This is a genomic window from Rhodoferax sp., assembly GCF_014859475.1.
Lineage (GTDB): Bacteria > Pseudomonadota > Gammaproteobacteria > Burkholderiales > Burkholderiaceae_C > Rhodoferax.
Window position 1 is genome coordinate 1 of the sequence record NZ_JACUUE010000021.1, and the last position, 26852, is coordinate 26852.

Below are 26852 nucleotides of genomic sequence, written 5' to 3' on the forward strand. Positions count from 1 at the left end.
ACCGGGTTGAGCCAGCTGCGTTCTTCAATATGGAAACCCAGGGCTTGCAGCTTGCCTTGCAGCGTGCTGATGGTGGATTCAAGGGCGGCATCTTTGCCAGGGATAAAGGTGGTGTGATTCATATCTCCAGCATACCTCAGTCCTATTACCGTTCAACTTGGCGGCCGGATTGAAAACGCTAGACTCGCTGCTTGACGAATTAATCCATCCTCGCGGAGATTTTTATGATTCTTGAACTCGCCGACTTTTCCATTCAGCCCGACCAGAACGCCGCCTTTGAAGAGGCTGTGCAACGCGGCTTGCAGACCGTCATAGCCAAAGCAAAAGGGTTTGAAGGTTTCAAGCTGAACCACTGCCTTGAAAATCCCCAGCGCTACATTCTGCAAATTTTCTGGACCACGCTGGAAGACCATACGGTGGGGTTCAGGGGCTCTCCGGCGTTCGCCGAGTGGCGCGCCATCGTTGGGCCGTTTTTTGCCAGCCCGCCGGTGGTGGAACACTTTGAGCTGGTCGCTAAATCGGCTTGAATTGGATAGTTCGCCATGAACACCGTTTTTCTTCCTGCGCCCGGCGCGGCCGTGCCGGTGGTCGGCACCAGCGCGCAGTTTCCGGTGCACCGCATTTACTGCGTCGGCCGCAACTACTTGGAGCACGCCAAGGAGATGGGCCAAAGCGGGCGCGAGCCGCCATTTTTCTTCATGAAACCGGCCGATGCCGTGCTGGTGGCAGAGCCAGGCTGCGTCACGCCCCTGCCCTACCCCAGCCTGACCAAAAACCTGCACCATGAAGTTGAATTGGTGGTGGCAATTGGCACCGGTGGCAAAAACATCGCGGTGGATCAGGCTGAAAAGCATATTTTTGGCTACGCCGTGGGTTTGGACATGACCCGGCGCGACCTGCAAAACGACATGAAGGCGCAGGGTCGCCCGTGGTGCATTGGCAAGGGTTTTGACCACTCGGCGCCGATTGGCCCCATCACCCCCAAAGCCGCAGCAGGCGACATCAACCACGCCGCCATCAGCCTGCAAGTGAACGACGCGATGCGCCAACACAGCACGGTGGAACAGTTGATCTGGAACATTGCCGAAACGATTTGCCAGCTGTCCGCCGCCTGGGAGCTGCAGCCCGGCGACCTGATCTACACCGGCACCCCGGCGGGCGTGGGCGCGGTGGTGCCGGGCGACACGCTCAAGGGCAGCATCAGCGGCCTGACCGGCATTGAATTGAAGGTGGTTTAAGTTCATGCACCGCCCCCCGATCAAACACTGCAAAAACTGCGGCACCGCCGTGGTGTATCGGCTGCCCGAAGATGGCGATACCAAGCGCCGTGCGGTGTGCCCTGGCTGCCAGACCGTGCATTATGAGAACCCGCTCAACGTGGTCGGCACCATCCCCGTTTGGGGCGACAAGGTGCTGCTGTGCAAGCGCAACATCGAGCCGCGCTGGGGCAAGTGGACGCTGCCCGCCGGCTTCATGGAGCTCGATGAGACCGTGAGCGAAGGCGCAGCGCGCGAGACAGTAGAAGAAGCGGGTGCGCAGTTTGAGATGGGCGAATTTTTCTCGTTGGTGAACATCCCGCGTGTCGGCCAGGTGCACTTGTTTTACCGCGCCCAGTTGCTCAGCGACCAGTTTGACCCGGGCTTTGAAACCATCGAGGCGCGCTTGTTTGCCGAGCATGAAATCCCTTGGGACGAGCTCGCTTTTCAGACCGTGAATGAAACCCTGAAACGTTTTTTTGCCGACCGCCGCCAGGGCAACTTTTCCATTCATGTCTTTGACATTATTTAAGCAGCGCTGAGGCCTCACGCGATGCTGCCCTGTTACGTGCTGCTTGACCTGGAAACCACAGGCGGCAACCCGGTGCATGACCGCATCACCGAAATTGCCGCTGTGCGCGTCGAGCACGGCATCGAGGTGGCACGCTGGAGCACGCTGGTGAATCCGGGCGTGCAGGTGTCACATTTCATTGAGCAGCTCACCGGCATCAGCAACACCATGGTGGCCAGTGCGCCGCGCTTTGCCGAAGTCGCTCCTGAATTGCTGGCCCTGTTGGACGGCGCCGTGCTGGTGGCCCACAACGTGCGCTTTGACCATGGTTTTCTGCTCAATGAACTGAGTCGCCTGGACGTGGCGCTGCGCGTCAAAACGCTGTGCACGGTGCGCCTCTCAAGGCTGTTGTACCCGCAGTTCAAAAGCCACGGGCTGGACGCCATCATGCAGCGCCACGGCCTGAGCAGCAGCGCCCGGCACCGCGCCATGGGCGATGTCGAGGTGATGCAAAGCTGGCTCAAGTTGGCGCAGGCCGAGTTGGGTGCCGACCATGTGGCGGGCCAAGCGCAAAGTTTGTTGCAAGGCAGTGCGGCGTTGCCACCGCAGCTCGACACCAACGTGGCCGACATTCCCGAGGCGCCCGGGGTTTACCTCTTTTTTGGCGACACTCCGCTGCCGCTGTACATCGGCAAAAGCGTCAAGCTGCGCAGCCGGGTGATGTCGCACTTTCAGGCGGCCGGCCGCAACGCCCGCGAGATGCGCATCGCGCAGGAAATCAGGCGCATCGAGTGGATCGAGACCGCCGGTGAGCTCGGTGCCCTGCTGCTTGAGGCGCGGCTGGTCAAGGCGCGCCAGCCCGTGCACAACCGCCAGTTGCGCCGCGAAGGCGACCTGTGCGCCTGGCGGCTTGAGGCCAACCCGAACAGCCGGCCGCTGCTGACGCTGGTGCGTGGCAGCGAACTGGCGCCGGAACAATTTGGCGCGCTGTACGGCCCCTACCGCTCGAAAAACCAGGCTCAAAGCCAGCTGCGCGAGCTCGCCCAAACACACGGGCTGTGCCTGCAGACGTTGGGGCTGGAGTCGGGCAAGGGCCGCTGTTTTGGCCACCAGATCGGCCAGTGCAAGGGCGTGTGCTGCGGCCAGGAAGCGCCCGAACGCCACCACCTGCGCCTGCAACTGGCGCTGGCTGGCAACAAACTGCAAGTCTGGCCTTTTGCCGGCAAAGTGGGCTTGCGTGAACACAACGCGCGCACCGGGCGCACCGACATCCATCTGTTCGACCAATGGTGCCACCTGGCCACCGTGCATTCGGACGAAGACCTGAACGCTGCCTTGCACAGCCGCACTGAGCCGCTGGCCTTCAACCTCGACACTTACCGCCTGGCCCTCAAGCACCTGCTGGGGCCAGGCCGGGGCAAACTCGAACGGCTTGAATTTTCAGGCGCGACAACTATGGCGTAAAAGCCCACGCGGCGAAGGCACCGCTTCTACAACATGACGATTTGGTTATACTGTGTTTTTAAACAGTAATTAAACAGTTTTCAACCAAACGCCATGTCTGCCGCACTGCAATGGATCGTCAACGCCGCCCCGCCACCGGGTGATGCGCCGCCACATTCGTTTGACCTGGACCAGCTCCCGGGCAACATCGCCCAGGCCGTCTGGCGCGGCTCCCAGGTGTCACAGGCCGGACAGTCGGTGGTGTCGAGCGGCTTTGCATCGTTGGATGCCGAGCTGCCCGGTGGCGGCTGGCCGTGTCATGCGCTGACTGAACTGCTGCAACCCCAACCCTCTCTTTGCGAATGGCGCTTGCTGGCACCTGCGCTGGCAGGGCTTGCCGCCGGGGGTGGTCACATCCTGCTGGTGGGGCCGCCCAAACGCCCGCACGCACCGGGTTTGGTCAAACTCGGCATCGCCGAAAAAAACATCGTCTGGATCGCGGCCGACACCCCGGCCGAGCGGCTTTGGTGCACAGAACAGCTGGTCAAGGCCAACCCGCGCGGTGGCGCTATTCTGGCCTGGTTGCCCCAGGCCCGTGCCGAGCAATTGCGTCGCTTGCAGGTTCACGCCCAATCCTGCGACTGCCCGGTTTTTTTGTTCCGGCCCGAAGCGGCGCAACTGGACACGTCACCCGCCCCGCTGCGGCTCTTGACCACCCTCGGGCCAGACTGGAGCCTGCACGTTCATATTCTCAAACGCAAAGGCGCCTTGCTCGACGGCCCCGTCGTGCTGCCATCAGTGCCGGGCACGCTGGCCAGCATGTTGACACCCCGCCTGATGCACCCCAGCCAGTTGCTTGCAAGTCGTCCGGATCAGGGGCTGTTCCGCACACGGACCATCAACAGGGACTTTGTCACTGCGAGCCATCCGTACCCGGCCCGATACCGCACACGGACCTTGAACAGAGACTTCGTCACTGCGAGCGTAGCGCGGCAGTCCATGCAGTCCGGGGACATGGATTGCGTCACTTCGTTCGCAATGACGGAACCTATTCATGAGAAGAACGGAGGCTGCAAATGTCCCTGCATTGGGCCGCGCTGTTGACCAATGCCGCCTGCGACAGCACGCCGCGCATTGACCCCCAAGGCGTGGCCGTTTGGGCGCTTCAGTTCACCCCCCGGGTGGCACAGCAGGCGCAAACGGTCTGGCTTGAGGTGGCTCAAAGCATGCGTTTGTTCAGTGGCGAAGACACGCTGCACCAGTTGGTGGAAGCCGGTGCCGCCGAGCTCGGCATCACGGCGCTGGCCTGGGCGCCAACCAGCCTGGCGGCCCTGGCCTGTGCACGCATGGGCATCCGCGACGGCTTTGCCATGCCGCTGGCGCAGCTGCTCGATCCTTTGCCTTTGACGTGTATCGATGCCGTCAACATCCATGCGGCCACGCTGGCGCGCCTGGGCTGCCAAACGCTGGCTGATGTGCGCCAACTGCCACGCGGCGGCATCAGCCGACGTTTTGACAGCCAGCTGCTGCTGGTGCTGGACCAGGCTTACGGACTGCGCCCAGAGGGCTACCCGTGGGTCAAGATTGCACAGACCTTCTCGGCCAAGCTGGAGTTGCCCGGCCGCGTGGACACGGCCCCGGCACTGATGTTCGGCGCCCGACGTTTGCTGTTGCAATTGAAAGGCTGGTTGTCGGCCCGTCAATGCGGCGTGACCGCCTTCACGCTGCACTGGGGTCACGACGCCCTGCGCGCCCGCGACGCCAGTGCGGGCGGCAGCCTCACGGCGCGCACGGCGCAGCCGACCCAAAACGTCGACCACCTGTGTCGGCTGCTGACCGAAAACCTGGCCCGGGTGCAACTGCTGGCCCCGGTGGGTGACTTGGCCCTGAGCGCCACCGAGGTCAGCCCGTTCATTGAAACGAACCGATCCCTGCTGCCCGATACCCGTGCCAGCGGTGAAGCCGTGGATCAGGTGCTGGAGCGCATCCAATCCCGGCTGGGTCACAAACGTGTGCTGCGGCCGGTGCTGGCAGAGGACACCCGCATGGCCTGGATGGCACATTGGCAACCCATCAACGCCACCAGGCCCGGCACCAAGGTGCGCCAGCTGCCGGGGCCGCAACCGACCTGGATTCTCAAAAACCCGCTCCAGCTTGATGTGCGCGGCGACTGCCCGTTGTACCAGGGGCCGCTGCAACTTCTGCTGGGCCCGGAGCGTGTTGAGGGCGGCTGGTGGCACCGCGTCACAGAGGCCGACGACGGCCAGCACAGCCTGCAGGTGGCGCGCGACTACTGGGTGGCCCTGAGCCAACATGCCGGCGCGTTGTGGATTTTTCAGCAACGCCTGCCTTTCCATGAACATTCGCGTCATTGCGACAGTAGCCGTCATTGCGAACAAAGTGAAGCAATCCATGACCCCGGACTGCATGGATTGCCACGTCGCTGCGCGACTCGCAATGACGAAGTCTCTGTTCAAGGTCCGTGTGCGGTATCGGACCAGGTACGGGGGGCTCGCAACGAAGCTGCGTGCTGGTATTTGCATGGCATCTTTGCCTGAAGAAGCGCCATGGCCGCCCTGCCCCCTTCACCCCGGCTTCCCGGTTACGCAGAACTGCGCTGCCTGTCAAACTTTTCGTTTTTAAAAGGGGCCAGCCAACCCGAGGAGATGGTGACGCGCGCCCACACGCTGGGCTACGCCGCGCTGGCCATCACCGACGAGTGCAGCCTGGCCGGCGTGGTGCGCGCCCATGTGGCAGCCAAAGCCTGTGGCCTCAAGCTGCTGATCGGGTCGCAATTTCAGGTCAGCGGTACAGCCCCTTTTACGCTGGTGGTGCTGGCCTGCAATCTGAACGGTTACGGCAACCTGTGCGAGTTCATTACCCGCTTGCGGCGCAGCGCTGCAAAAAAGGGCAGCTACCAGCTGCAGCAGGAAGACATTCACGGGGCTGCGCTGGCCGATTGCCTGGTGCTCGTCTGCCCTGAGCGCAGCAACACCCCGACGCAGCTGCTGGCGATTGGCCAATGGCTGCTGGCCCATTTCACCGGCCGCTGCTGGCTGGGTGTGACACAGTTGCTCACGCTGGACGACGAAATCTGGCTTTACAACTTAAGACAACTGAGCGACGCCACGGCCATTGCGCTGGTGGCTGTGGGCGATGTGCACATGCATGTGCGTTCGCGCAAGCCCCTGCAAGATGTGCTGACCGCCATCCGTGTCGGCAAGCCATTAACCGCGTGCGGCCTTGACCTGCAAACCAACGCCGAGCGGCACCTGCGCAGCCGGCTGCGGCTGGCCCGGATTTTCCCGGCAACGCTGCTGTTTGAAACACTCAAGCTGGCACAGCGCTGCCAATTTTCCCTCGACGAGCTGAAATACCAGTACCCCCAGGAGGTGGTGCCGGCCGGAGAAACGCCGGAGTCGTATTTGCGCAAGGTGACCTACCAGGGCGCCGGGCGGCGCTGGCCCGGCGGCATGAGCGCCAAGGTGCAGCATCAGATCGAGCATGAGCTGGCGCTGATTTGCGAGCTGCATTACGAGCCCTATTTTTTGACGGTCTATGACATCGTTTCGTTTGCCCGCTCGCGCCACATCCTGTGCCAGGGGCGTGGCTCGGCGGCCAACAGCGCCGTGTGTTACTGCCTGGGCGTGACCGAGGTTGACCCGGCGCGCATGAGCGTGCTGTTTGAGCGCTTCATCAGCAAAGAGCGTAATGAGCCGCCCGACATTGACATCGACTTCGAACACGAGCGCCGCGAAGAAGTGATTCAGTACCTGTACCAAAAGTACGGCCGCGAGCGCGCCGCCCTGACGGCGGTGGTGATTTCCTACCGGCCCAAGTCGGCCATCCGCGACGTGGGCAAGGCCCTGGGCTTTGAGCTGGAACTGCTGGAAAAACTGGCCAAATCACACCGCCATTGGGATGGCCGCGAATTGCAAATCGAGCGTTTGCAAACGCTGGGCCTGTCGCTGGACGACCTGGCGGTGCAGCAGTTGATGGACCTGACGCGTCAACTGATGGGCTTCCCAAGGCATTTGTCGCAGCACCCGGGCGGCTTTGTGCTGACCCGGGGGCCTTTGTCGCGCATGGTGCCCATCGAAGCCGCCACCATGGCAGACCGCACCGTGATCGAGTGGGACAAGGACGACCTCGATGCCATGGGTTTGCTCAAGGTCGATGTGCTGGGCTTAGGCATGCTCACGGCCATTCGCAAAGCGCTGGCACTCGTCAGCCTGCGCCGTGGCTTCGAGTTCCAGATGCAAGACATCCCGGCCGAAGACCCCGACACCTACACCATGATTTGCCGGGCCGACACCGTGGGCGTTTTCCAGATCGAGTCACGGGCGCAGATGAGCATGTTGCCGCGTTTGCAGCCGAGGTGTTTTTACGACCTGGTGATCGAGGTGGCGCTGGTGCGGCCCGGCCCGATCCAGGGCGGCATGGTGCACCCGTACCTGAACCGCCGCCAGGGCAAAGAAGCGGTAACTTACCCCAGCGCGACACTGGAACAGGCGCTGGGCCGAACGCTGGGCGTACCAGTTTTTCAGGAACAGGTGATGCAGGTCAGCATACTGGCGGCCGGTTTCACCCCGGGCGAGGCCGACGGCCTGCGCCGCGCCATGGCGGCCTGGAAACGCAAAGGCGGGTTGGAAAAATACCACGACCGCATTGTTGAGGGCATGACCGCGCGTGTCTATACAAAAGAATTTGCCGAGCAGATTTTTGAGCAGATCAAGGGCTTCAGCGAGTACGGTTTCCCGGAGTCTCATGCTGCCTCGTTTGCCTTGCTGGTGTACGCCAGTTGCTGGCTCAAACACACCGAGCCCGCCGCTTTTCTGGCCGCCATGCTCAATGCACAGCCGCTGGGCTTTTACTCGCCCAGCCAACTGGTGCAAGACGCCAAACGCCACGGCGTGGTCGTGCGGGCGGTGGATGTGATGTTCAGCAACCTCGATGCCACGCTGGAGGACCTGCCCCACACACCGGCCGTGCGCCTGGGTCTGGGCCTGGTTGCCGGGCTCAAGCAAACTTCTGCCGAGCGCATTGTGGCCGCGCGGGCACAAGCGCCCTTCGAGAGCGCAGAAGACCTGTCGCGCCGCGCCCAGCTGGCGCAATATGAGATGAAACTGCTGGCCGCGGCCGACGCCTTGGCCAGCCTGTCGGGACACCGCCGGCAACAGGTTTGGGACGCTGCGGCATTACATGCACCGCCCCTGCTGCTGCGCGATGCGCCCGTGGAAGAAGAGCTGCTTGAGTTGCCCGAGGCGCCCGAGGGCGAAGAAATCATGTTTGACTACGCCGCCCTCGGGCTCTCGCTCAGGCGCCACCCGATGGCGCTGCTGCGCCAGCGCTTGAGCGCCATGCGCTTTGCGTCATCGCAAGCCTTGCACGACCTGCCCGATGGGCGTCTGGTGCGCGCCTGCGGCATCGTCACACTGCGCCAGCAACCGGGCACCGCCAAGGGCGTGGTTTTTGTGTCTTTGGAGGACGAACACGGCAGCGTGCAGGTTATCGTCTGGAAAAGTGTACGTGAGCGGCAGCGCCAGGCGTTGATGAACGCCAAACTGCTGGGCGTTTATGGCACCTGGCAACGCGCGGGCGAGGTGCGCAACTTGATCGCACAGCGCCTGGTGGATTTGACGTATTTGCTGGGGCGGCTCGCCGCGCCGGGTGCGTTGCGGGCCGTGGCATAAAGATTGAGCAAGCGGCAAACATCATTCAACAAGAACATACAAAAAACTATATACTTAAATCATGAAAGACATTGAATTTCGGGGTAGCTCACTGAGCGATTTGCGGGACTTCCCACAAACAGCAATGCGCGAGGCTGGGCACCAATTGGACAAGGTCCAAAAAGGATTGGAACCAAGCGATGTCAAGCCCATGCCGACCATCGGCGCGGGCGTCATGGAACTGCGAATTTGGGACGAGGCCGGAACATTTCGGGTGGTGTATGTCGCCAAATTTGAGGATGCCGTGTATGTGTTGCACTGCTTCAAAAAGAAAACGCCCAAAACGTCACAGCCAGATATTGAACTGGCCCGTAAGCGTTTTAAAGAACTGGTGAAGGAGATTTCAAAATGACAGACAAACAACGATTCAGCAGCATCTGGGATGCGATCGAGGACACCCCCCAGCAGGCCGCCAGTATGCGGGCACGCTCCGAACTGATGATGAACCTGACTGAGGTGATTCGCGAGCGGGGCATCACCCAGGGCGATGCTGCGGCCCTCTTTGGTGTGACCCAACCCCGCGTTTCCGACCTGATGCGAGGCAAGATCAACCTGTTTTCCTTGGACACGCTGATTGACATGGCGGCAACCGCCGGGATGAGCCCCACGGTCAAGGTGTCCAAGCCAAAGCCGACGCGACACTTGCGCGCTAAACGGGGGGCAGCGTCCGCGCTGGCAACTGCGTAACCGCACTGTGGCAAAGACCTACCCGCTCAAAGCCCTATGGCCACTGCTGCTATTTGAAGTTCCAGCCGCGCCATTGCTTGCAACCCTGGACGCCTACGGTGGCGCACTGGTGAAGTACGCTGTCAGCCAAGACGGGTATTCCGGTCGATCGTGATCTGAGCCAGAAAGCTTCCTTTGTCAGAACTGACTCCCAGAACACTAATGTTGCAATTCACTCTTGTGAAATGATATTACAGGCGTTATCATTCAAAGCGTGAGCACGGCTACAAAACTACTCAATGCAATGCGCCAGAACCCGAACGATTGGGCCATGGCAAAACTGCTCACAGTAGCCAAACAGCACGGTTTAGAAGTGCGAAGCACTGGGGGCAGTCATCACGTTTTTTCACATCCTTCAGTAAAAGACCCATTGTCCGTACCTGCTCACAGGCCTATCAAGGCCATTTACCTCAAGCGCTTTGTGGCGCTCATTGACCAGATTCAGGAGTAAGTCATGATCGTTAAGACCATTGGCAAAGTGCAGCCCACTTTCCCCTTCGAGGCCTACAGTCACGTTGTCAGCCCTATTGACGCGGCAGACGGTGGCGGATTCATGTTCACCATGCCCGATATTCCAGGCGTGATGGCAGATGGAGCAAACGAACTGGAAGCCATTGCAGATGGACGAGATGCCTTCATTGCCACAGTCAGTGCTATGGTGGACATGGGGCAGGAAGTCCCAGCACCAGCGTTCAATGCGGAAGATTTCACGCCCGCATCGGCATCCGGCAAAGTTCTTGCACGACTTCCCCGATCCATGCACCGGCAACTGACAGCAAGGGCGAAAACGGAGGGCGTGTCACTCAATTCTTTGGTGCTGGCCTTCATTGCCGAAGGCTTGGGACGACGCGGTGCTGCGCGCACCTGAATTCATTGATCTAACGGTCATGGCAACTCAACCACCCCAAATGATGAAAGACAGTCGTCATTGCGAGCCCCCCGTACCTGGTCCGATACCGCACACGGACCTTGAACAAGGAAGCCGTCACTGCGAGCGTAGCGCGGCAGTCCATGCAGTCCGGGGACATGGATTGCTTCACTTCGTTCGCAATGACGGGGCTGTTCATGGAAAGTGCCATCAGCTATCTGCAGACAACAAAAAGCCCGGGCATGCCGGGCTTTTTCATTTCAAGAACGTGCCCATCGCGTGCCTGGGATTCTTAAAACATCGTTAAGCTGTTGATTCTTAACGCTTATTTTGGGGTGGCTGATGGGGCTCGAACCCACGACAACAGGAATCACAATCCTGGACTCTACCAACTGAGCTACAGCCACCGTAGCGAAAATTATAACTGATGAAAAATCAAATCGACATCAAAAGCCGCCCAGGTTTGCGCCCGAGTTCAGCAAGCACATTACCTGGCGATCTCAGGACTGGGCACCAGAATTTCGGCTTTCAGTTTTTCTTTCAACAGCGCGTAGTAGGCCTGCGTCTCGGCGCCCGTCCACCATTGCGCATATTGATCGCGGCTTTGGCGCACCGCTGCCTGCTCGGCTTCATCACGCGCAACCACGCGATTGACGCGAATCACGGCGTAGCCCTGGGCACCCAGATCGACACCCTCCCAGGCAGGCAACTTGGCGGAATCGGCGCGCAGCGCGGCCGTCAGGACCTTTTCCGGCAAATTGAGCGGCTGGTCACGCGACACCACTTGGGCCGCAGGGAGGTTGGCGGGCGAACCGCCTGCTTTCCAGAGCGTCAGTTTTTCCGCCCCTTCTTTTTGCGCCAGTTCGGAGGCACGCGCTGCAACCAATTGCGCGCGAACCCGTGTCTGGACTTCTGCCAGCGCCAGGGTGCGTGCCGGTTGATGCATCACCACACGGCCTGCCACCAGCTGGTTGGCTGCTGTCTCGACCGCCTCGGTATTGCGCTTGTTGGCGATGGTGTCGGACGAAAATAGCGTTTCCAGGAACTTCGCATTGGCAATGATGCCCGTGACACCCGGTTGTGGTTGACGCGTGAGTTTGTCGGCCGTCTTGATCTCCAGCTTGAGCTTGTCAACCACAGGCTGGAGGCTGTCTGACTGTTCGTAAACCGTGTTGGTGAAGATTTCTGCGAATTCTGCAAATTTACGTTGCGCCTGTTGATTGATCAGGTCTGCCTCAAGGCTGGCGCGCAGGTCGTCAAAAGAACGCTGCTTGGGCAGTTTGATGTCGATGAGTTGGATGATGTGGAAACCAAAGTCAGACTCGACCAGATCGCTGATTGCCCCGTTTTGCAGGGCAAACGCCGCGTCTTCAAACGGCTTGACCATGGCGCCGCGCGCAAAGTAACCCAGGTCGCCGCCTTTGGCAGCCGAGCCCGGGTCCTGCGAGTTTTGCTTGGCCAGATCGGCAAAGGCAGCGGGGTTGGCGCGCGCCGCCTTCAGCAGTTCTTCGGCTTTGAGCCTGGCTTTTTGGCGGTCGGCATCAGTTGCCTGCTTGGGCGCATTGATCAGGATATGGCTGGCGCGACGCTCTTCAACACCACTCAGGCGGGTGGCGTTTTGCTCGTAATAAGCCTTTAGGTCAGCCTCTGGTATCTGGATGCTTTTTTTGACAGCATCCAGGTCAAGCACCACATATTCAACCTGGGCCTGCTCAGGCGACTGAAAAAGCGCCTGGTTTTTTTGATAGAAATCTTCGAGTTCAGCTTCGGTAGGACTGACCTTGGCCGCATAGTCGCTGGCCAAAAAATTGACGATCTGGACTTCGCGCTTTTCAAAAAAAGCATTTAAGGCCACATCAGCAACCGCGGGCAAAGCAAAACTGGATGCACGCACGGCCATTTCAACTTGCTGCCGGGCCAGATCAAAGCGCACATTGTTCTCAAACCCCTCCGGAGTGAACCCTTGGTTGGCTGCAAGTTGACGATAGCGGTCCATGTCGATCGTGCCATCCGCCCTGCGCAGCGCGGCAATGGTGGGGTCTTCCTGCAAAAAACGGGCTAATCGGGCATCGCTGGTAGAGAGTTTGGCCTGGGCTGCGGCGAGTGCCACCACCCGGTCGCGCACCAGACGCTCCAGCGTGGCGTAACGGGCCTCGGCAGAGTCGAGCAATTTGGCATCAATCGTGGGCATGGATGCGCGAATGCGGTCGGCTTCCACGCGGTGGGCTGCATCCCACTGGGATTTGGTGATGTCATTGCCGCCAACGCGCGCCACAGGCTCATCGGGTTCGCTCATGCGGTTGTAGCCGTCGATGCCGAACAAAACAAAGGACGGAATGACCAGCAAGAACAACACCAACATCATGAATTTGGTGTGCTTGCGGAAAATATCGAACATGCGCTAACTCTCCTGTGTGGCAACAAAAAAGGCGAACACGGTGTTCGCCTTGATGCGTGTGGTGGGTGATGACGGGCTCGAACCGCCGACCTACGCCGTGTAAAGGCGCCGCTCTACCAACTGAGCTAATCACCCCACCGAAAACGGTTTCAGTTCAAGGCATCTTTCAATGCCTTGCCGGGACGGAATTTTGGAACCTTGGCTGCCTTGATTTTAATCGACGCACCAGTGCGCGGATTGCGGCCGGTACGCGCCGCGCGTTTGCCCACGGCAAAAGTACCAAAACCCACCAGCGACACCGAGTCGCCTTTGCCCAAGGCGACCTTGACGGCTTCGATGGTGGACTCCAGGGCGCGCGCAGCAACCGCTTTGGGAATGTCAGCATCCTCGGAAATGAAATCAACTAATTCGGTCTTGTTCACTGTTTACCTCTCACGGGAGTTGGATTTAAATCAAATGTCTCGTTAGTCGTTTTGGAAAGCAAAATGCCTGGCGCGCAGGCAGTTTTCACCCGACAGGAAAGTGATTCTAGACGGGATTGACCAACAAGCAGGAGCACGCCGGGCAAATTTTTCAAAGTCCGATTTGACGCGCAATCGCACGGCCCAAGTCCGAAGTGCTGGCGCTGCCACCCAAATCGGGGGTCAACGGCGCAGCGCTGCCAGCTGCCAAAACGCGCTCGATGGCGTTGATCACCGCGTCGTGCGCCGCCTTGAAGCCCAAAAAGTCGAGCATCATGGCGCCACTCCAGATTTGTCCGATCGGGTTGGCTTTTTGTTGGCCGGCAATGTCGGGGGCCGAGCCATGCACCGGCTCGAACAGCGACGGGAACTTGCGCTCGGGGTTGAGGTTGGCACTGGGTGCAATGGCGATGGTGCCGGTACAGGCCGGGCCGAGGTCGCTCAGGATGTCGCCAAACAGGTTGCTACCCACCACCACGTCGAAAAAATCCGGCCGCTGAACAAAGTGGGCCGTCAGAATGTCGATGTGGAACTTGTCAACTGTCACGCCCGGGTAGTGCTTGGCCATCTCTGCCACGCGCTCGTCCCAATACGGCATGGTGATGGCAATGCCGTTGCTCTTGGTGGCGCTGGTGAGGTGTTTTTTGGGCCGCGACTGCGCCAGCTCGAACGCAAATTTCAGCACCCGATCGACACCAACGCGCGACATCACGGTTTCCTGCACCACGATCTCGCGCTCGGTGCCAGCATACATGCGCCCGCCGATGCTGGAGTATTCGCCCTCGGTATTTTCACGCACGATCATCATGTCGATTTCGCCGGGCTGGCGCGCACTGCCGTCGCGCCGCACCACCGGGGCGATGATGCCGGGCATCAGACGCGCCGGACGCAGGTTGATGTACTGGTCGAACTCGCGGCGAAACTGCAGCAGCGAGCCCCATAGCGAGATGTGATCGGGAATTTTCTCGGGCCAACCGACCGCGCCGAAGTAAATGGCATCGTGACCCCCAATCTGCGCTTTCCAGTTGTCGGGCAGCATCTGGCCATGTTTTTCAAAATAGTCCCAGCTGGAAAAATCGAAGTGGTCAAACTGCAAGGGGATGCTGAATTTGTCGGCCACGGCCTCGAGCACGCGAATGCCCTCGGGCATCACCTCCTTGCCAATGCCGTCCCCGGCGATCACGGCAATTCTTTTCTTGTCCACAACAGACTCCTTTTCAAATTCAAAAAAATCAGGTTAAACGGGGCTGACGCACCACCAGTGCCACGCCCAGGGCCGTCAGCAGCGTGCCCAACACTGTGGTCAAGGTGATCGGCTCGGCAAACAGCATCCAGGCGATGAAGGCCGTCACCGGCGGCACCAGGTACATCAGGCTGGTCACAGAGGCGGCCGCGCCTTTCTGGATCAGCAGATAAAGCAAAGAGCTGCCGCCCAGCGTCAAGGCCAGCACCGACCAGGCGATGGCACCGACCAGTTCAGCATTCCATCTGATGACTTCCAACTCCAGCGCGGCCAGCGGCAAGGTGACCAGCAAGGCGGCACCTAGCTGGACCGTGTTGGCGCTGCGCACATCGCACGACGTGACAAAGCGTTTCTGGTACAGCGTGCCAATGGTGATGCTGAGCAAAGCGCCCACGGCCAGCGACAGATTGACCCAATTGGCTTCGGCACCCGCGCCAAATTTGCGCGACACCACCAGCACCAGCCCGATGAAACCCAGCACCAGGCCCAGCCATTGGCGCGGCACAATCCGGTAGCCAGTGGCTGCCAGCCAGAGCGCGGTGAGCACAGGTTGCAGGCCCACAATCAGCGACGACAAGCCGGAGCCCATGCCGAGCTTGACCGCCGCCCACACGCCGCCCAGATAAAACGCATGCATGAAAACACCTGTGACAGCCAAGTGCAGCCACTGCATGCGCTGCGTAGGCCACTTGACCCGCGCCAACGCGATCCAGAGCAAAAAACAGGCGATGGACAGGGCGTAGCGAATCACCAAAAATTTGAAGGGCGGCGCATGGGGCATGCCATAACGCGCCACGATGAAACCAGTGCTCCAGATCAGCACAAACACCGCCGGCATGGCCCGGATCAGGGGCCGCTCGATAGGCACCGTCACTTCACACGCGACCTGATCTCAGGCAGTGCTTTTTGCAGGTAATAGACCATCGACCAGACCGTCATGACGGCGGCGATCCAGATCAGCCAGACGCCCCAGACATGGGTGTCGATAACACCAAACAGCATGCCGTCGAACAGCAAAAACGGAATCGCCACCATTTGCGCCGTGGTCTTGAGCTTGCCGATCATGTGCACGGCCACGCTCCTGGAGGCGCCAATTTGTGCCATCCATTCGCGCAGCGCGGAAATGGCGATTTCGCGGCCAATGATGATCAGCGCCACAAAGACATCGGCACGCCCCAGATGCACCAGCACCAGCACGCAGGCGCAGACCAGAAACTTGTCGGCAACCGGGTCCAGAAAGGCGCCAAAGGCCGACACCTGGTTGAGCTTGCGCGCCAAATAGCCGTCGAGCCAGTCGGTGGCGGCGAACACCACGAACATGACGGTGGCAATCAGGTTACGCGTGTCGGGTTCCAGCGGCAAATAAAACACGCCCACGATCAGCGGGATCGCCACAATGCGCGCCCAGGTCATGAGGGTGGGGATGGTCCAGAACATGCGTCAATTGTGGCACGCGTTGCTTGTCAAAAGGTAACGGCTTCAGTGCAATACGCGGTAAATTTCTGCAGCCAGATCATGCGAAATGCCCTCTACCTGGGCAATGTCGGCTTCGGATGCCAGCGCCACGCCGCGCACGCCGCCAAAGCGCTGCAGCAGGCGTGCGCGCCGTTTCGGGCCGATGCCGGGAATATCTTCAAGCTGGCCGCCGTTCATGCGCACCTTGGCGCGCGCGGCGCGCATGCCGGTAATGGCAAAGCGGTGCGCCTCGTCCCGGATCTGCGCCACCAGCATCAGCGCGGCCGAGTCCTTGCCCAAGTAAACCTTGTCGCGGCCATCGGCAAACACCAGCTCTTCGAGGCCAATGCGCCTGCCCTCACCCTTTTCAACGCCCACGATCAATGACAAATCCAACCCGAGTTGTTTGAACACCTCGCGCGCCATGCTGACCTGGCCCTTGCCACCATCGACCAGCACCAGGTCAGGCAGGCGACCGGTGCCGGCGGGCAATTCGCCTGTGCGTTTGGCGTCGGCAAGGGTTTCGGCCAGCTTGCCGTAGCGGCGCAGCAGCACCTGGCGCATGGCCGCGTAGTCGTCGCCCGGGGTGATGTCGTTGATCTTGAAACGCCGGTATTCAGCGCTTTGCATTTTGTGATCGTGAAACACCACGCACGAGGCCTGGGTCGATTCACCGGCTGTGTGCGAAATGTCAAAACACTCGATGCGCAATGCGGCCAGGTCATCAATGGCCAGATCGAGCGCCTCGACCAGTGCCCGGGTGCGGGCCTGTTGCGAGCCTTCTTCGGCCAGCAGCCGCGCCAATTGCAAGGCGGCGTTGGTTTGCGCCATTTCGAGCCAGACGCGGCGCTGTTCGCGCGGGTTGTGCACGGCACTCACCTTGACGCCGGTTTGCTCGCACAGCGCCTGCAGCAAGCCCTTGTCCACCGGCACGCTCACCACCAGCGACGGCGGTGCCGACACGTTAAGGTAATGCTGGGCAATGAAGGCATCGAGCACCTGCATTTCCACGCTGCGCACGCCAGCCGCGGCCTCGCTGGCATCCAACTCAACGAGTTCGGCCGCGTCTTCCACATGGACCGGAAAATAGGGCCGGTCGCCCAAATGCCGCCCGCCGCGCACCATGGCCAGGTTGACGCAGACACGACCGCCCTGCACTTTCACTGCCAGAATGTCCACGTCGCGGTCCGACACGTTGTCCACCGACTGCTGGTGCAGCACGTTGGACAGCGCCGCCACCTGGTTGCGCAGCTCGGCGGCCTGCTCAAACTCCAGCTTGTCGGCGTGCATCATCATGCGGGCTTCCAGCGCCGTCATCACCTCGCGCGCATCGCCATTCAAAAAGCGCTCGGCATCAGCGATATCCTGAGCGTAGGCCTCAGGGGAAATATGTCCCACACACGGCCCCGAGCAACGCTTGATCTGGTACAGCAGGCAGGGCCGGGTGCGGTTGCTGAACACCGAGTCTTCACAGGTGCGCAGCCGGAACACCTTTTGCATCAGCAAAATGGCCTCCTTGACCGCCCAGGCGCTCGGGTAGGGGCCGAAATAATGGTGCTTTTTTTCGACCGCACCACGGTAGTACGCCACCCGCGGAAACCGTTCGCTACCCGCTTTGCCAGTGGCCGTGATTTTGAGATACGGGTAGCTCTTGTCGTCTCGAAACAGGATGTTGTATTTGGGGTTAAGCGTCTTGATCAGGTTGTTTTCCAGCAGCAGCGCCTCGGCCTCGGAGCGCACCACGGTGGTTTCCAGCCGGGCAATCTTGCTGACCATGTGGCCAATGCGGGTACCGCCATGGTTCTTCTGAAAATAGCTCGACACCCGTTTTTTCAGGTTGATGGCCTTGCCCACGTACAACACGTTGCCCTGCGCGTCGAAATAGCGATAGACGCCAGGCAGGGCTGGCAGGCTGGCGACGTCGCTGAGCAACTGCTCAGGGTGGGCCGACGCAGGGGTCGCATCGGCGTTGGCGGGCAGCGGCGAGTTCGGGATATTTTCAGGCATAGGTGCGTATTGTGGACAATCCGGCCATGCACCAGGATTCTGCCGCCCCCAAACTGCACTGGGACATTTTTTGCCGGGTCATCGACAACTTTGGCGACCTCGGCGTGGCCTGGCGCCTGGCCTGCAACCTGGCCGAACGTGGCCAGGCGGTGCGGCTGTGGGCAGACGATACCTCAGCGCTGGCCTGGATGGCACCGCAAGGCGCGCCGGGCATCGAAGTGCGTGCCTGGACGGCACCCATTGACCTGACCGGCATCACGCCGGGCGACGTGCTGATCGAAACCTTTGGCTGCAATATCGATGCTGAATTCGTCGCGGCCTACGCAAAACACACAGTCCATAGCGGACAGCCTTGCCGCTGGATCAATCTGGAATACCTGAGCGCCGAGGCCTATGCGGCGCGTTGCCACGGCCTGCCCTCGCCGGTCATAAGCGGGCCCGGTCGCGGGCTGACCAAGCATTTTTACTACCCCGGTTTTACGGCTGACACCGGCGGCCTGTTGCGCGAGCCTGACCTGATGGCGCGACTGGCCAAATTTGACCGCCAGGCCTGGCTGGCCCGGCAAGGCGTGCCCTGGCAAGGCGAGCGTCTGGTGTCGCTGTTTTGTTATGAGCCCGCCGGTCTGGGCGAGCTGCTCGACACGCTGGCGAGCGATGCCCAGCCGACGCGTCTGCTGGTTACCTGCGGCCGTGCCGGTGTGGCCGTACGCGCCGAGGTCTTGAACAAGAACCGCCGCCAACCCGCATGGAACCGGCAAGATTCGCTGTCAATTTTCTGCCTACCCCAACTCAGCCAACTGGACTATGACCATCTGCTGTGGGCCAGCGACGTCAATTTTGTCCGCGGCGAAGACTCGCTGGTGCGCGCTTTGTGGGCGGGGAAACCTTTCGTCTGGCAGACCTATCCGCAGCACGACGGCGCCCATGCGCACAAGCTGGCGGCCTTTCTGGACTGGCTGCAGGCACCCGCCTCGCTGCGCGCGTTTCACCAGCAGTGGAATGGCTTGGGTCCGTCCGCAGCCCCGCCAGGTGACGCGCAGTTTGCACCGGACGACTGGCAGCTTTGCGCCACCCAGGCCAAGGCACGCCTGCAGCAGCAGCAGGATTTGACCAGCCAACTGCTCAGCTTTACCGCAAAAATCCACTAAAATGGCAGGCTTTGCGGCATCGACTTGAGTTTTTATAAGTCCTGGCCGCCCTCGCCGCCTGATGCGCGGCCTACTTTCACTCTCTCCTTACGCTTTTATGAAAATAGCTCAAGAAATACGCGCCGGCAATGTCATCATGAACGGCAAAGACCCGATGGTCGTCCTGAAAACCGAATACAGCCGCGGCGGCCGCAATTCGGCCACCGTGCGCATGAAGCTCAAAAGCCTGATCGCCAACTTCAACACCGAAATCGTTTACAAGGCCGACGACAAGCTCGACCAGGTCATTCTGGAAAAGAAAGATTGCACCTACTCCTACTTTGCCGACCCGATGTATGTCTGCATGGATGAGGAATATAACCAGTACGAAGTCGAGGCGGAAAACATGGGCGACTCGCTCAATTACCTTGAAGACGGCATGCCGGTCGAAGTGGTGTTTTATGATGGCAAGGCCATTTCGGTCGAGCTGCCCACCAGCGTGGTGCGCGAAATCACATGGACCGAGCCAGCCGTCAAGGGCGACACCTCGGGCAAGGTCCTCAAACCCGCCAAAATCGCCACCGGCTTCGAGATCGGCGTGCCAATTTTCGTGGCACAAGGCGACAAGGTCGAAATCGACACCCGCACCGGCGAATACCGCAAGCGCGTGTAAGAACGCTCAAGCACTGGCACCGCCGGGGCTTGACCAGTGAAATCACAAAAGGCTTCTCCGGAAGCCTTTTTATTGGGTTTTGGCGACGCCCATCACGTTTTCATCAAGGCACACAGAGCCGAAATCGGTGTAGGCTTCGGTCATGACCCCTGTAGCCAAAGAACAATGCCTTCTTGATGCCCGGCCGCCCGAGGAGTTGGTGGCCTCCAAACTCGCGCTGCGCCGGGTTGCCATTGACACCTACCGTGAAAATGTGGCTTACCTGCACCGCGATTGCGGGCTTTACCGGGCCGAAGGGTTCCAGGCCCTGTCCAAGGTTGAGGTTCGCGCCAATGACCAGCACATTCTGGCAACCCTGAACGTGGTCGATGATGCGGCCATCGTGGGCTGCAATGAGCTGGGCTTGTCAGAAGACGCTTTTTTGCAACTCGCGGTCGCAGAAGGCCATGTGGTTTCGGTGTCGCAGGCAGAGCCGCCCGCTTCAGTGGGCGCGCTGTTTCGCAAGCTCGCAGGTGAGCGCCTGGGCCGTGAAGATTTCCGCAGCATCGTGACCGACATTGCCGAGCTGCACTACTCCAAGATCGAGCTGACCGCCTTTGTGGTCGCCACCAACCGCGACGAGCTGGACCGCGAAGAGGTGTATTTTTTGACTGAGGCAATGGTCGCCAGCGGCCGCAAACTCGACTGGCATGAACCGCTGGTGGTTGACAAGCACTGCATTGGCGGCATTCCGGGTAACCGCACCTCGATGCTGGTGGTGCCTATCGTCGCCGCGCACGGTCTGCTCTGCCCCAAGACATCGTCGCACGCCATCACCTCGCCAGCCGGTACCGCCGACACCATGGAAGTGCTGGCCAATGTGGCGCTGCCACTCAAACAAATGGCCGACATTGTGCGTGCGCACCGCGCCTGCCTGGCTTGGGGCGGCACGGCCAATTTGTCGCCCGCCGACGATGTGCTGATTTCGGTGGAGCGACCGCTCGCCATCGACTCACCCGGCCAAATGGTGGCCTCGATCCTGTCCAAGAAAATTGCCGCCGGATCGACCCATCTGGTGCTCGATATTCCGATCGGCCCGACCGCCAAAGTGCGCTCCATGCCAGACGCGCAACGCTTGCGCCGCTTGTTCGAATATGTCGCTGGCCGGATGCACCTGTCGCTCGACGTGGTCATCACCGACGGACGCCAGCCCATTGGTCGCGGCATCGGCCCGGTGCTGGAGGCCCGCGACGTGATGCAGGTGCTCGAGAACCACCCGCAGGCGCCCAACGACTTACGCCAAAAAGCCTTGCGGCTGGCCGGTCGCCTGATTGAATGCCACCCGGATGTGCGCGGTGGCGACGGCTTTGCCATTGCCCGCGACATTCTGGACTCGGGCCGGGCACTGGCCAAAATGAACGCCATCATTGCCGCCCAAGGCAGCAAGTCGTTCGACCACGAGCACCCGTCGCTGGGTCCGCTGACGTTCGAGGTTCACGCGGACACATCAGGCGTGGTGACCAATATCGACAATTTGCAGCTGGCGCGCATTGCCCGCCTGGCCGGTGCGCCCAAGGTGCCTGGCGCGGGCATCGACCTGTTTCGCAAACTCGGCGAAACGGTGGCCTCGGGAGACCTGTTGTACCGGGTGCATGCCGGCTTTCAGAGCGACCTTGGCTTCGCCCACCAGGCCTGTGCCAAATCCACCGGTTATGCGGTGGGCGATGCCAGCCAGGTGCCACACGTCTTTGTCGAATTTTGATGCGCTCAAACCCTCTGACCCTACCCGCCATGTCAGCCAAGACCAATGCGCCCTTATTGTTGTGTTTTGATGACGAACTGCCCAGCGCCAGGCGCCTGGCGCAGGCTGCGAACATGGCCGTTGCGCCGATTGAGCGGCACCGTTTCCCCGACGGCGAAATCAAGCTGCGCCTGCCCACCACGCTGCCAGCGCAAGTGGTCATCCTGCGCAGCCTGAACGATCCGAATGAAAAGTTGCTTGAGCTGCTGTTGCTGGCGCAGACCGCGCGCAGCCTGGGCGCGCGCCACCTGACGTTGGTGGCGCCGTATCTGGCCTACATGCGCCAGGACATCGCTTTTCTTCCCGGCGAGGCCATCAGCCAGCGCATCGTCGGCAGCTTTCTGGCAGGCCTCTTCGATGCGGTGATCACCGTTGATCCGCACCTGCACCGGGTGGCAACGCTACAGCAAGCTTTGCCTGCCACCGACGCCGTCGCGCTGAGCGCAGCGCCCTTGTTGTCCGACTGGATTGCGGCACACCGACCGCAGGCTTTGCTCATCGGTCCTGACGAAGAGGCGGCGCAGTGGGTCGCCATGGCGGCAGCGCGTCACGGCTTCGACCATGCGGTGTGCCACAAACTGCGCCATGGCGACCGTTCGGTGGTGGTGGCGCTCCCGGCCTTGGCGGTGCGAGGGCGCCAGGTGGTGCTGCTCGACGACGTGGTCAGCACTGGTCATACCGTCGCCCGCGCGGCACAGCAATTGCTGGCGGCGGGAGCTGCGTCGGTCGATGTGGCTGTCACCCACGCGCTGTTTTCGGGCGATGCGTTGCAGCTGATGCAGTCCGCCGGCATTGGCGAAATCTGGAGCACCGACTGCATTGCACACCAGAGCAATGTCGTCAGCATGGCCGGCACCCTCGCAGCCGCCCTGACTCACCTTCAGGACCGCATTTTCTCAATATAAAAGAACGTCGTCATTGCGAATGAAGTGAAGCAGCCAATGACTTCCAACAGCATGGACTGCCGCGCTTCGCTCACAGTGACGGGACTCTTGTTATTTGGCACGGCACGCCACGATGCGTTTGCCCTTGCCGCTAGGACCTCTGGGCATGGTTTGCCCCAGTTCACAGAGCAGCTTGATCGGCATGAGCTCCTGGGCATCGGCAAACTTGTTCAGTGCGCGGCGGCAGCGCTGCGCAGCGGCCTCGCCCTCTGGGCCCTGCACGGCCAGGCGCAGCAGCAAGGTGCGCGCGTCACGCTGGCAGAGATGAAAATCAAAAACGCCGGCTTCGTCTTCCAGCACCGTGGTCAGTGCCAGCGGCAGCAGCGTGACCAGTTGACCGCGCCGCCCCGCCATGATCAGCGCATCGTCCCGGCGACCGAGCACCTCGATGACGGGCAAGGCTGAGCCACAGCCGCAGGGCGTGTGATCAACGCGCACCTGGTCGCCCAGGTCGTAACGAATCAGCGGTTGCACCCGGTTAGCCAGGTTGGTCAACAAGGTCGTGTAAGACCACTCGCCAGCGGGCACGGGCTGCCCCAGCGCATCGACGGGCTCCAGAATCACCCAGTCAGCATTCAGATGCAAGCGCTGCTGGCTGCACTCCCAGGCGATCGACATGAACTCCGAAGCCCCGTAACTGTTGCGTACCGCGCAGCCAAAGGTCGCCTCCAGGCGTTGGCGCAGCGCCTGGCTCAAGTTTTCTCCGCCTGTCCAGATTTCGTTAGGCGCAAAGTTCAGCGTGCCGCGCTCGGCCTCATCGGCCAACACGGCCGCAACGGTGGGATAGGTGGCAATGACAGTAGGCTCGAAGGTATTGAGCTGATCAACCAGCGACCTGGCAGCTTGAAGAATTGAGAAACTTCGCAAAGACGGGGCCAACCAGGGGTGCAACTGGCGCAACCGCAGCAGGCTCACATAGCTGGCAAAGTGGCCGCTGGTGGCGCCGACATAGGCAATGCGCTCCGCGAGCGCCAGCGGGTCGAGCCAGCGTTGCAGCGGTCGTGGTGCACTGCGCCGCAATGCCTCCAGCGCGTCATAAATCGCCATCGTCTGTGCGTTCTGCACAAAAATGCCGGGCTGATGGCTGGTGCCAGAACTCTCCCACACCAGATATTGCCCCAGGTAAGCCTGACCAATGCGCTGCGCGTCGGCGGTGAAAGTGCGAAGATCAGCCAGTTTGATCTGCGGGTCGGTCACCCAGTCGTCAAAGCGGGCCATCAGGGCCTGTCTGGACACCGGTGGCAATTCGGACAAGCTGGCTTGGCATGGATCGACACCGCGCAGGTGCTCGCGGTAAAAGCCGGAGTCCTGCATGGCAGAGGCCAGCAAGCTCACCAGCCGGGATTGTTGGCGGGCGGCGATGGCGTATGTTGGGCCGCGCGCGCAGACCGCCATATCCATCGAGACGGCACTGAAACGCAACGGATCAAAAATCGTCGTCATGCAATTCCCCTTGTAGTGCACATCTTAGTTGAGCCACAGTCAGCACCATTGAGAAATATCATGCCCCAAGCTGCTGCGCCCAAGCTGGACGAGTCGGAACCTGACAGCCGTTCGCGGCGAGGGCGCCGCTCCAACGCTGCCCGGGCTTTTCCGGGACAATGCGCGCCATGAACCCTACTGAAACAACGCCCCAAAAACTCAATGAAAACCGGCTGGCAGATGCCTGGGCTGAACTCCAAAGCCATTCTGACCAAGGCAACCCGCTCCGGGCCGATGCCTACCGCCTGGCTTTTGCCGACCCCGAGTTCTTGCTGCGCCGGGAAACCCGCGGCATCCGATTCCAGCTGGAGATGCTCAAACCCGAGCTAGACCAAGCCGAGCAAGGCATCGAAAACACAGTGGTGGTGTTTGGCAGTGCCCGCTTTGCTGCGCCCGAAGATGCCAAAAACAGCCTTTACCAGGCGCAGCTCAGTGGCGACGAAAGCGCCTTGGCCGTGGCGCATCGGATGGTGCGAAATGCCCGTTATTACGACCAGGCGCGCCTGTTTGCCCGGCTGGTGGCAAGTGACAGCATGCGCCGCCGTCCCGAAGAGCGCTTGTTCATTGCCACCGGCGGCGGCCCCGGCATCATGGAAGCGGCCAACCGCGGCGCGCATGAAATGGGTGCGCCAAGTGTCGGCCTGAACATTGCCCTGCCGCACGAGCAAAGTGCCAATCATTACGTGACCCCCACGCTGAGTTTCAAGTTCCACTACTTTGCACTGCGCAAAATGCACTTCATGACGCGGGCCAAGGCGCTGGTGGCCTTTCCGGGCGGGTTTGGCACACTCGATGAGTTGTTTGAAGTCATCACCCTGGTGCAGACCCGCAAGGCCAAGCCTGTGCCCATCGTGTTGTATGGCAGCGCCTACTGGAAGCGCCTGATCAACGTGGATGCCTTGGTGGAAGAAGGCGTGATTGCCGCTGAAGACCTCAAGCTCTTCGAGTACGTGGACGCGCCCGAAGCGGCCTGGGCGGTGATTCAGCGCTTTTACGGTTTGTGAACCGGGGGGGGGCGCCAAGCGCCAGGGGCCGTGTGCGCCCAGGCAGCGCTCACGGGTTGGCAGGGCCGTCGGCGCTGTCGAAGTCAACGTCTTGCACGATCAGGGCAGCGCTTTGCGACTCCGACAAGGCCTCGACATTTTTCAGCGCACGGCCCATGGCGCGGCTGCGGGTTTGCGCACCGTCAATGGTTTTGAGCACCGTTTCGGTCTGGGTCTTGACCTTGGCCAGCACGTCGCCAAACTTGCCGAATTCGGTTTTGACGGCGCCCAGCACCTGCCAGACTTCGCTGGAGCGTTTCTCCAGCGCAAGGGTTCTGAAGCCCATTTGCAGCGAACTCAGCATGGCCAACAAAGTGGTCGGCCCCGCCAGCGTGACGCGGCAGTCGCGCTGTAGAAATTCCATCAGGCCGGGGCGGCGCAACACCTCTGCGTAGAGGCCTTCGGTGGGTAAAAACAGAATGGCGAAGTCGGTGGTGTAAGGCGGCTCCAGGTATTTGTCGGCAATCGACTTGGCTTCAAAGCGAATGCGCTGCTCCAGCGCGCGCGCCGCCAGCTCGGCACCCGGCGCATCGGCCCTGCCCTGCGCATCGAGCAGACGCTCGTAGTCTTCATTGGGAAACTTGGCATCGATCGGCAACCACAAAGGCACGCCAGAGTCGGTGCGGCCGGGCAGCTTGATAGCGAAGTCCACCACGTTTTTGCTGCCCGGGCGGGTGGCGATTTGCGCCGCATATTGGTCCGGCACAAACACCTGCTCCAGCAGCGAAGCCAGTTGCGCCTCGCCAAAAATGCCGCGCGTCTTGACGTTGCTGAGCAGGTGTTTGAGGTCACCCACGCCCTGCGCCAACGTCTGCATTTCACCCAGGCCTTTGTGCACCTGCTCCAGCCGGTCGGCCACCTGCTTGAAGCTCTCGCCCAGGCGCGTCTGCAGCGTGCTTTGCAATTTTTCATCGACCGTGGCACGCATTTCGTCGAGCTTGGCGGCGTTGCTGGTCTGCAGCTGCGCCAGTTGTTTTTCGAGCGTTTCACGGATCTCGCTCATGCGCCGCGCGTTGGATTCGCTCAAACCCGAGAGCTGGCTGGCCAGCGTGTCGTGCAAGGTTTTTTGCAGCAGGGCGAGCTGCTGGCCAAACGCGTCGATTTGCGTGTTTTGTGTGCGCGTGGCTTCTGCGCCCTGCTGCACCAGCGTTTGCTGAAACGTGCTCAGCGTGAGCGCAAGCTCCTGGCGGCTGTCGCGCGATGCGTCAAGAATTTCGCGGCGCAGTTCGCGCTCGAGTCGCTCTGAACTGTCCTTGACCTGCTGCATCAGGTGTCGCGCCGCCGAGGTGTCGGCATCTGAGCGACGCAGCAGCAGGTAAATGAGCAGGGCCGCGTTCAACACGCCAAGGGCCAGCAGGGTCCAGCCAAGGATATCGTTCATAAGACAAGCTTTGCAAGAAAAGCCGCTTCACTGCGAGCCCCCCGTACCTGGCCCGATACCGCACACGGACCTTGAACAGCGACTTCGTCACTGCGAGCGTAGCGCGGCAGTCCAGGCAGTTTGGGGGCGTGGATTGCGTCACTTCGTTCGCAATGACGGGGGTGTTCATGGAAAGCCAGCCGTACCTGGCCCGATACCGCACACGGACCTTGAACAGCGACTTCGTCACTGCGAGCGTAGCGCGGCAGTCCAGGCAGTTTGGGGGCGTGGATTGCGTCACTTCGTTCGCAATGACGGGGGTGTTCATGGAAAGCCAGCCGTA

24 protein-coding genes and 2 tRNA genes are annotated in these 26852 nt (G+C 60.9%); 16 read left to right on the forward strand and 10 right to left on the reverse strand.

The features are described 5' to 3' along the window. The first annotated feature begins 224 nt into the window (after positions 1-224). The 11 genes from IBX54_RS03495 (at position 225) to IBX54_RS03545 (ending at position 10536) form a co-directional block, all read left to right on the forward strand. Positions 225-527, forward strand: a complete 303-nt coding sequence (locus IBX54_RS03495; protein WP_296541276.1) for an antibiotic biosynthesis monooxygenase — start codon at positions 225-227, stop codon at positions 525-527. 15 nt (positions 528-542) lie between these two features. Then, the gene (locus IBX54_RS03500; protein ID WP_296541277.1) at positions 543-1238 is read left to right on the forward strand and encodes a fumarylacetoacetate hydrolase family protein; all 696 of its coding nucleotides are present in this window, start codon (positions 543-545) and stop codon (positions 1236-1238) included. 4 nt (positions 1239-1242) lie between these two features. After that, complete coding sequence (locus IBX54_RS03505; RefSeq protein WP_296541278.1) at positions 1243-1788, forward strand: NUDIX hydrolase; 546 nt, start codon at positions 1243-1245, stop codon at positions 1786-1788. 21 nt (positions 1789-1809) lie between these two features. Beyond that, positions 1810-3231 (forward strand): exonuclease domain-containing protein, encoded by a 1422-nt coding sequence (locus tag IBX54_RS03510; protein WP_296541279.1) that lies wholly within the window; start codon positions 1810-1812, stop codon positions 3229-3231. 93 nt (positions 3232-3324) lie between these two features. Next, positions 3325-4314 carry a translesion DNA synthesis-associated protein ImuA gene (gene imuA, locus IBX54_RS03515; protein ID WP_296541280.1) on the forward strand — a complete coding sequence of 330 codons (990 nt, stop codon included), beginning with the start codon at positions 3325-3327 and terminating at the stop codon, positions 4312-4314. Next, positions 4287-5768, forward strand: coding sequence for a DNA polymerase Y family protein (locus IBX54_RS03520; RefSeq protein ID WP_296541281.1), 1482 nt, complete (start codon positions 4287-4289; stop codon positions 5766-5768). Before imuA ends, IBX54_RS03520 begins: the two co-directional genes overlap by 28 nt. 9 nt (positions 5769-5777) lie before the next feature. After that, positions 5778-8903, forward strand: coding sequence for an error-prone DNA polymerase (locus IBX54_RS03525; RefSeq protein ID WP_296541282.1), 3126 nt, complete (start codon positions 5778-5780; stop codon positions 8901-8903). A gap of 61 nt (positions 8904-8964) precedes the next feature. Continuing rightward, a complete protein-coding gene (locus IBX54_RS03530) occupies positions 8965-9294 on the forward strand; it encodes a type II toxin-antitoxin system RelE/ParE family toxin (RefSeq protein WP_296541283.1) in 330 nt (109 codons plus the stop codon). Beyond that, the gene (locus IBX54_RS03535) at positions 9291-9629 is read left to right on the forward strand and encodes an XRE family transcriptional regulator (RefSeq protein WP_296541284.1); all 339 of its coding nucleotides are present in this window, start codon (positions 9291-9293) and stop codon (positions 9627-9629) included. Before IBX54_RS03530 ends, IBX54_RS03535 begins: the two co-directional genes overlap by 4 nt. Before the next feature lie 310 nt (positions 9630-9939). Beyond that, on the forward strand, positions 9940-10119 hold the full coding sequence (locus IBX54_RS03540; RefSeq protein ID WP_296541299.1) for a type II toxin-antitoxin system HicA family toxin: 180 nt from the start codon (positions 9940-9942) through the stop codon (positions 10117-10119). Between the two features lie 3 nt (positions 10120-10122). Continuing rightward, positions 10123-10536, forward strand: coding sequence for a toxin-antitoxin system HicB family antitoxin (locus IBX54_RS03545; protein WP_296541286.1), 414 nt, complete (start codon positions 10123-10125; stop codon positions 10534-10536). Positions 10537-10867: 331 nt separating this feature from the next. On the opposite strand, the gene IBX54_RS03550 is transcribed toward IBX54_RS03545, so the two are convergent. The 8 genes from IBX54_RS03550 to uvrC form a co-directional block, all read right to left on the reverse strand. Beyond that, positions 10868-10943, reverse strand: a tRNA-His gene (locus tag IBX54_RS03550). An 80-nt stretch (positions 10944-11023) separates the two neighbouring features. Beyond that, the gene (locus IBX54_RS03555; RefSeq protein ID WP_296541287.1) at positions 11024-12934 is read right to left on the reverse strand and encodes a SurA N-terminal domain-containing protein; all 1911 of its coding nucleotides are present in this window, start codon (positions 12932-12934) and stop codon (positions 11024-11026) included. A gap of 59 nt (positions 12935-12993) precedes the next feature. Continuing rightward, a tRNA-Val gene (locus tag IBX54_RS03560) sits at positions 12994-13069 on the reverse strand. A gap of 14 nt (positions 13070-13083) precedes the next feature. Next, entirely contained in the window at positions 13084-13356 is a 273-nt protein-coding gene (locus IBX54_RS03565) for an HU family DNA-binding protein (RefSeq protein WP_296541288.1), read from the reverse strand. 151 nt (positions 13357-13507) lie between these two features. Then, positions 13508-14599 carry a tartrate dehydrogenase gene (locus IBX54_RS03570; RefSeq protein ID WP_296541289.1) on the reverse strand — a complete coding sequence of 364 codons (1092 nt, stop codon included), beginning with the start codon at positions 14597-14599 and terminating at the stop codon, positions 13508-13510. Between the two features lie 28 nt (positions 14600-14627). After that, positions 14628-15476 (reverse strand): DMT family transporter, encoded by an 849-nt coding sequence (locus IBX54_RS03575; RefSeq protein WP_296541300.1) that lies wholly within the window; start codon positions 15474-15476, stop codon positions 14628-14630. A 32-nt stretch (positions 15477-15508) separates the two neighbouring features. After that, complete coding sequence (gene pgsA, locus IBX54_RS03580; RefSeq protein ID WP_296541290.1) at positions 15509-16075, reverse strand: CDP-diacylglycerol--glycerol-3-phosphate 3-phosphatidyltransferase; 567 nt, start codon at positions 16073-16075, stop codon at positions 15509-15511. A gap of 42 nt (positions 16076-16117) precedes the next feature. Then, the gene (gene uvrC, locus IBX54_RS03585; RefSeq protein WP_296541291.1) at positions 16118-18100 is read right to left on the reverse strand and encodes an excinuclease ABC subunit UvrC; all 1983 of its coding nucleotides are present in this window, start codon (positions 18098-18100) and stop codon (positions 16118-16120) included. 26 nt (positions 18101-18126) lie between these two features. On the opposite strand from uvrC, the gene earP reads away from it, so the two are divergent. The 4 genes from earP to IBX54_RS03605 all read left to right on the forward strand — a co-directional run bounded on the left by earP (position 18127) and on the right by IBX54_RS03605 (position 22585). Beyond that, the gene (gene earP, locus IBX54_RS03590; protein WP_296541292.1) at positions 18127-19248 is read left to right on the forward strand and encodes an elongation factor P maturation arginine rhamnosyltransferase EarP; all 1122 of its coding nucleotides are present in this window, start codon (positions 18127-18129) and stop codon (positions 19246-19248) included. A 97-nt stretch (positions 19249-19345) separates the two neighbouring features. Continuing rightward, positions 19346-19900 (forward strand): elongation factor P, encoded by a 555-nt coding sequence (gene efp, locus IBX54_RS03595; protein ID WP_296541293.1) that lies wholly within the window; start codon positions 19346-19348, stop codon positions 19898-19900. A 142-nt stretch (positions 19901-20042) separates the two neighbouring features. Then, a complete protein-coding gene (locus IBX54_RS03600) occupies positions 20043-21641 on the forward strand; it encodes a thymidine phosphorylase family protein (RefSeq protein ID WP_296541294.1) in 1599 nt (532 codons plus the stop codon). Between the two features lie 29 nt (positions 21642-21670). Next, positions 21671-22585 (forward strand): ribose-phosphate diphosphokinase, encoded by a 915-nt coding sequence (locus tag IBX54_RS03605; RefSeq protein ID WP_296541295.1) that lies wholly within the window; start codon positions 21671-21673, stop codon positions 22583-22585. Positions 22586-22675: 90 nt separating this feature from the next. Here the strand turns inward: IBX54_RS03605 and IBX54_RS03610 are convergent, their stop codons facing one another. Next, positions 22676-24067, reverse strand: coding sequence for a phenylacetate--CoA ligase family protein (locus tag IBX54_RS03610; RefSeq protein ID WP_296541296.1), 1392 nt, complete (start codon positions 24065-24067; stop codon positions 22676-22678). A 167-nt stretch (positions 24068-24234) separates the two neighbouring features. On the opposite strand from IBX54_RS03610, the gene IBX54_RS03615 reads away from it, so the two are divergent. Further along, complete coding sequence (locus tag IBX54_RS03615) at positions 24235-25110, forward strand: TIGR00730 family Rossman fold protein (protein ID WP_296541297.1); 876 nt, start codon at positions 24235-24237, stop codon at positions 25108-25110. 49 nt (positions 25111-25159) lie between these two features. On the opposite strand, the gene IBX54_RS03620 is transcribed toward IBX54_RS03615, so the two are convergent. Next, a complete protein-coding gene (locus IBX54_RS03620; protein WP_296541298.1) occupies positions 25160-26530 on the reverse strand; it encodes a DNA recombination protein RmuC in 1371 nt (456 codons plus the stop codon). Between the last annotated feature and the right edge of the window lie 322 nt (positions 26531-26852).